General features: G+C 37.3%; 4 protein-coding genes and 1 rRNA gene. 4 read left to right on the top strand and 1 reads right to left on the bottom strand.

Going from position 1 to position 6,785, the window contains the following annotated elements; all coding sequences use genetic code 11:
* The 4 genes from rrf to asnB all read left to right on the top strand — a co-directional run.
* Positions 1-93: ribosomal RNA gene (rrf, locus tag ACQKIM_RS16355) — 5S ribosomal RNA — on the top strand; the annotation flags it as partial.
* Positions 94-417: 324 nt separating this feature from the next.
* On the top strand, positions 418-1,881 hold the full coding sequence (gene guaB / locus ACQKIM_RS16350) for an IMP dehydrogenase (RefSeq protein ID WP_427545754.1): 1,464 nt from the start codon (positions 418-420) through the stop codon (positions 1,879-1,881).
* 143 nt (positions 1,882-2,024) lie between these two features.
* Entirely contained in the window at positions 2,025-3,356 is a 1,332-nt protein-coding gene (locus ACQKIM_RS16345) for a D-alanyl-D-alanine carboxypeptidase family protein (RefSeq protein ID WP_427545752.1), read from the top strand.
* 95 nt (positions 3,357-3,451) lie between these two features.
* Positions 3,452-5,290 carry an asparagine synthase (glutamine-hydrolyzing) gene (gene asnB, locus ACQKIM_RS16340; RefSeq protein ID WP_427545750.1) on the top strand — a complete coding sequence of 613 codons (1,839 nt, stop codon included), beginning with the start codon at positions 3,452-3,454 and terminating at the stop codon, positions 5,288-5,290.
* 29 nt (positions 5,291-5,319) lie between these two features.
* Here the strand turns inward: asnB and ACQKIM_RS16335 are convergent, their stop codons facing one another.
* The gene (locus ACQKIM_RS16335; protein WP_427545748.1) at positions 5,320-6,741 is read right to left on the bottom strand and encodes a PLP-dependent aminotransferase family protein; all 1,422 of its coding nucleotides are present in this window, start codon (positions 6,739-6,741) and stop codon (positions 5,320-5,322) included.
* Positions 6,742-6,785: the final 44 nt, after the last annotated feature.

The following is a 6,785-nucleotide window of genomic DNA, read 5'->3' as shown; positions in this document are numbered from 1 at the left end:
CACACCCGTTCCCATACCGAACACGGAAGTTAAGCTCTTTAGCGCCGATGGTAGTTGGGGGCTTCCCCCTGTGAGAGTAGGACATTGCTAGGCAAAGACAGTCAACTATGTGTTGGCTGTTTTTTTGTTTTTAATGGAAAAATCTTTTCCAATCTATCAACTTTTTCAAAAAAATTGTTCAAAATACTAAATATAGCAGAGTACAAGGTAGTAATTAAATACTAAATGAAGTAGAAGAATTTAAAGATTAGAACTTACCATCATCATTTATTTGAAGAGCTAAGAGTAAATTTGTTGCTAAATTTACCGCCTTTAAAAATCTGAATTGTCTTTCTTTTATAAGTTTCTTGACAGTAGCTTGGCACGTTGTTAATCTTACAATTAATATTCTTTTAACTATAGGAGGACGTTACGAAAATGTGGGAAACTAAATTTGCCAAAGAAGGTTTAACTTTTGATGATGTATTATTAGTACCAGCTCATTCCGAAGTATTACCGAAAGATGTTGATTTATCAGTTCAACTAACACCAAAAATTAAATTAAACATTCCAATGGTTAGTGCTGGCATGGATACAGTTACAGAGTCTAAAATGGCAATTGCTATGGCACGTCAAGGTGGTATCGGTATTATCCATAAAAACATGGGAATTGATGAGCAAGCTGAACAAGTAGAAAAAGTAAAACGTTCTGAAAATGGTGTTATTACAAACCCATTCTTCTTAACTCCGACTCACCAAGTTTTCGATGCTGAGCACTTAATGGGCAAATACCGAATTTCTGGTGTACCAATTGTTGATAGTATGGAAAATCAAAAATTGGTAGGAATAATTACAAACCGAGACTTACGTTTTATCTCTGACTATTCATTAAAAATCGAAGATGTTATGACAAAAGAAGATTTAATTACAGCTCCTGTTGGAACGACTTTAGAGGATGCTGAAAAAATTCTTCAGCAATATAAGATCGAAAAGCTGCCAATTGTAGATGAAGAAGGTAAATTAACAGGGTTAATTACGATTAAGGATATCGAAAAAGTAATTGAATTCCCTAACGCTGCAAAAGACATACATGGTCGCTTATTAGTAGGTGCTGCAGTTGGTGTCTCAAAAGATACGATGGTACGTATCGAGAAGCTTGTAGAGGCTCAAGTTGACATCGTAGTAATTGATACAGCTCATGGGCATTCTGAGGGCGTATTACAAACAATTCGTTCAATCCGTGAAGCATATCCAGAGCTAGAGATTATCGCTGGTAACGTAGCGACAGGTGAAGGTGCACGTGCATTATTTGAAGCTGGTGCGGATGTAGTTAAGGTTGGTATTGGTCCAGGCTCTATTTGTACTACTCGTGTTGTAGCTGGTGTAGGTGTACCACAAATTACAGCTGTTTACGATTGCGCTACAGTGGCTCGTGAGGTTGGCAGAACAATTATTGCCGATGGAGGTATTAAATACTCTGGAGACATCGTAAAGGCTCTTGCAGCGGGTGGTAATGTTGTAATGCTTGGTTCACTTCTAGCAGGTACTTCAGAATCTCCTGGTGAAACAGAAATCTTCCAAGGACGTCGCTTCAAAGTTTACCGTGGTATGGGTTCAATTGGAGCTATGGAAAAAGGATCTAAGGATCGTTATTTCCAAGAAGATGCGAAAAAATTAGTACCAGAAGGAATTGAAGGTCGACTTCCTTATAAAGGACCTCTAGCAGATACAATTTATCAACTTATCGGTGGTATTCGAGCAGGTATGGGCTATTGTGGATCACCAAGCCTAGAGTTCTTACGAGAAAATGCTCAATTCATTCGAATGACAGGTGCAGGTTTACGTGAGTCGCATCCACATGATGTACAAATCACAAAAGAATCACCGAATTATTCGATGTAATATATTACTAGCAACTTTTATGCTCTCGAATCGTCTACAAAGATGGCGCGAGAGCTTTTTTTATGTTAGAGAAGTACCCACGTAAGTTACTATCTGTGATAAAATGTCGTGGACAAGATTATTTTTTTTGGAGGGTTTTAAAGGTGAAAAAGACAATGAATACTGTCATTCGCTTGCTCCTAATCCCTGTTTTGTTATTTAGTGTGTTTGCAGGTATTCCTGTGAAGGCAAAAGCAGAAACAGATTTAGGACTACACGTGGATGCTGCGATTTTAATTGACGCAGATTCAGGAAAAATTTTATATGAACAAAATGCAGATACTTCACTAGGTATTGCAAGTATGACAAAAATGATGACAGAATACCTGTTATTGGACGCAATTGATGCAGGTACAGTTAAGTGGGATCAGGAATATCATGTAACTGATTATACGTATCGTATGTCACAAAACCGTGCGTTAAGTAATGTACCATTACGTAGGGATGGAACTTACACAATTCGTGAATTATATGAGGCAATGGCGATTTATTCAGCAAATGCTGCTACAGTAGGTATTGCAGAAACAATTGCTGGAACTGAAGCTGAGTTTTTAAAACTGATGAATAAAAAAGCTGAAGAGCTTGGTCTTAAAAACTATAAATTCGTGAACTCTACTGGACTTAACAATGCAGATTTATTTGGAATGCATCCAGCTGGTACTGGGCCAGAAGATGAAAACGTGATGCCTGCTAAATCTGTAGCCAAATTAGCATATCATTTACTTAAAGATCATCCAACCGTATTAGAAACTTCTAAAATTGCAGAAAAGACGTTCCGCGAAGGTACAGATGATAGAATTGAAATGAGGAACTGGAACTTAATGTTGCCTGGGTTAGTGCACCAATATGAAGGCGTCGACGGATTAAAAACTGGTACAACAAATTTTGCTGGACATTGCTTTACAGGTACTGCAGAGCGTAATGGTACACGTTTAATTTCTGTTGTTATGAAGGCTGTAGATGCAAAAGGGCAGGAATCAAAGAAAGCTCGATTCGACGAAACAGCTAAATTATTTAACTACGGCTTTTCACAATTCTCAAAACAAGAAATTATTCCAGCGAAGTATACGTTTAAAGATCAAAAAACAGTAAAAGTTACGAAAGGTAAAGAAAAGAAAGTAGCAATTGCTGTAAAAGAACCTGTATCATTTATGATGAAGTCATCTGATAAAGATCTATATAAACCAAAACTAGTATTAGATAAAAAGAGTCTAGAAGCAGAGGTTAAAAAGGATACAGTTGTCGGAAAGGTAGTTATTGAGCGCTCAGAGGGTACCGATTACGGTTTCATTGATGGTAAGGAACTAACAGCTGATGTTGTCACTACAGAGGCTGTGGAGCGTGCTAGTGGCATCTCATTATTCTTCCAAGGTATAGGTAACTTCTTTGGCAACTTATGGGGTGGTATCTCCGACTTTGTTGGTGGCTTATTTTAATAATCAATCATTCAAGAACACGTAAATCATTACGTGTTCTTTTTCACGTTTTAGTACATTACTGCATACGCTAATAGGCGAAAGGATGTGGCTAAATGTGTGGAATTACAGGATGGGCTAGCTTTCAAAAAGATTTAAGAACAAGTGAAAAAATCATAAAGTTGATGACGCAAACTTTAAATAAGCGCGGTCCTGATGATGATAATATTTGGTGTAATGAGCATATAGCATTTGGCCATCGAAGGTTAGCCGTTATTGATTTAATCGGCGGCAAGCAACCAATGATGAAAAGTCATGAAGGTGCAAATTATGTCATTACATACAATGGCGAGCTTTATAATACAGAGGAATTACGTAAGGAGCTTCAAAATCGAGGATATACTTTTACTACACATTCAGATACGGAAGTTTTGCTAACGGCTTATATCGAATGGAAAGAGCAATGTGTAAATTTTTTAAATGGTATCTTTGCTTTTGGGGTGTGGGATGAACAATTACAATCACTATTTTTATGTAGAGATCGACTTGGGGTAAAACCTTTGTATTATACAGAGCAACAAGGTAGTTTGCTTTTTGCATCTGAGGTAAAAGCATTATTAGCACATCCTATGGTGAAAGCAACTGTAAATGCAGAGGGATTGGCCAATATTATGGCTGTAGGGCCTTCTAGAACACCAGGGAAGGCGCTTTTTCAAAATATTAACGAATTGCGTCCTGGATATGCAATACGTTTCTCAAGGGAAGGTATACGAATTTGGCAATATTGGCGTTTGCAGAGCGAGCGTCATAATGAATCTTTAGAAGATACAGTAGATCATGTCCGTTTTTTATTGACTGATGCAATTGAACGTCAACTTGTTTCGGATGTACCAATTTGTACCTTTCTTTCAGGTGGCTTAGATTCTAGTATTATTACAGGCATTGCAGCGAACAGTTTTCAGCAACAGGGGAAAGATAAGCTTCATACGTACTCTATTGATTATGAGGATAATGAGCGTTTTTTTAATCCACATGCATTTCAAACATCGACAGACACTTATTGGATTGAACAAATGAGAAATACATTTAAAACAGATCATCATGCTGAGGAAATCTCGCAACAGCAATTAATTGATTTGTTAGTGGAGTCTGTGCTTGTTAGAGATTCACCAGGAATGGCAGATGTAGATTCATCACTATTATGGTTATGCCGAGAAATTAAAAAGGACTTTACAGTTGCATTATCAGGTGAATGTGCAGATGAAATCTTTGGTGGATATCCATGGTTTACTGAGACGACAACAGGTTTCCCTTGGATTCGTTCACTTGGTGAAAGAGCAACAATGCTACAAGATCGATGGCGTAAGAAATTAGCAGTTGAATCATATACACAGCATGTTTATACACAAACAATTGCAGAAGTACCATATTTCGAAGGAGAAAGTATAGAGGAAGCAAGGCATCGTGAAATGTTTTATTTAAATATGGTGTGGTTTATGCAAACGTTGTTAGAACGAAAAGATCGTATGAGTATGGGAGCAAGTCTTGAGGTTCGAGTTCCATTTGCTGATCATCGTCTTGTGGAATATACATGGAATATTCCTTGGGAAATGAAAAATTTAGGCGGAATGGAAAAGGGATTACTTCGAAAAGCAATGGACCACTTATTGCCCAAAGAAGTATTGTATCGTAAAAAGAATCCGTATCCTAAAACCTATCATCCGCTTTATACGATGGGTGTTCAAAAATGGCTAGGAGAAATAATGAAGGATAAAAATTCGATTCTTCATGAGTTATTTGAAAGGCAGAAGCTGATTGAGCTAATTGATTCTGGTGGTAGCTCTTTTAAAGTTCCTTGGTACGGGCAATTAATGGCAGGGCCTCAACTTTTGGCATATCTAGGGCAAATTCATACATGGTTTGAACATTATAATATTCAATTAATTGAGCCCTAATTGAAAAGAAACACCAATCAGCCCGCATTTTAACGTGAGGGTGATTGGTGCTTTTTTATATCCCAACAATCCATAAGTTTCTCAATGGATTGTTCAATTTCATGTACAGGTATACCTCCAAAGCCTAGTAAAAATTGAGCCTGCGATGTTACAGTGCGATCTAGTCGGTAGTCCGATAATGGATAAATACCAATCTCTGCATTAGAGGCGAGCTGTTGTAAATGTTTTTCAGATAGTGCATGCTGTACCTCTAATAATATATGCATTCCCGCTTGCTCCCCAGTAATTTTAATTTGATTAGAATAGTTTTCTAAAATAGAAGTAAGCTTATCGTGTTTTTTACGGTAAATTTTCCTCATCCGGTTTAAATGTTTAGCAAAATGACCATCCCGCATGAAATTAGCAACAATATGTTGATCGAATCTAGGTACTGTTGATGAGTAGTAATTAAATACTTCATTATAGGTCGCGAGCAATTTTGGCGGGAGAACAAAATAAGCAACACGTAAGGATGGCATTAATGATTTTGTAAAGGTACTCATATAAATGACTTTATCGTTTCGATCAAGTGCATGTAGTGCAGGAATTGGTTTTCCAGTATAACGAAATTCAGAATCATAGTCATCCTCAATTATATAGCGAGAGGTGCTCTGTGTAGCCCAATTTAATGCCTGTGCACGTCTTGTAGCTGACAATACTGCACCTGTTGGAAACTGATGGGATGGTGTGATATACACAACGTCAGCGCTCGTTTTTTCGAGTTCATGAATTAAGATGCCTTCTTCATCGACAGTAATTGGATAGACCTTTCGTTTATGCTGAGAAAACATACGATGGACAGCTGGATAACCAGGATTTTCAAGAGCAAAGTAAGTGTCGTCACTAAAGAGGCGTAAAATCATTGGAAGTAGCTGCTCCGTCCCTGAACCCACAACTATTTGCTCAGGGCTACAAACAACTCCACGCGATTGATATAAATAATTAGCAATCTCAGTACGTAAAGATAGCTCTCCCTGAGGTTCTCCAGTTAATAATAATTCCTTTGAAGTATCATCAAAAAGCTCTTTTGCATATTTACGCCATGTTTGAAAGGGAAATGCATGAATATCGATAGAAGCAGGATTAAAATCTATTTTGTATGTTTTTTTCCTAGGCAGATCACTTAAGGTAGCTACCGTGTCTTGATGAATATAGGGAAGCTCGTCAATCTCCTCTACAAAATATCCAACGCGTGCTTTAGACATTATATAGCCCTCAGCTAGTAGTTGTGCATATGCAATTTCAATTGTTGTTTGAGAAATATTCAAAAAATCGGATAATTTTCTTTTTGATGGTAATTTTTCTCCTACTGTAATTTTCTTTGTAATGATAGCTTCTTTAATGCCGCTATAAAGCTGATCATAGAGCGGTTTTCCGCCATCTTTTTCTAGCTGAAATAATAGCATGTCCACGTTTACGTTTCCTCCTGACCTTATAGATATTAATAAAACTGGAT

The organism is Lysinibacillus sp. NPDC047702 (assembly GCF_050272555.1).
Classification (GTDB): domain Bacteria; phylum Bacillota; class Bacilli; order Bacillales_A; family Planococcaceae; genus Lysinibacillus.
The sequence above is the reverse complement of the archived record's forward strand: the minus strand, read 5'-3'. Positions and strand labels throughout refer to the sequence as shown.

Bases quoted from the DNA above. Each gene is read 5' to 3' on its own strand.
- guaB (WP_427545754.1), top strand. From the start codon at position 418: ATGTGGGAAACTAAATTTGCCAAAGAAGGTTTAACTTTTGATGATGTA.
- asnB (WP_427545750.1), top strand. From the start codon at position 3,452: ATGTGTGGAATTACAGGATGGGCTAGCTTTCAAAAAGATTTAAGAACA.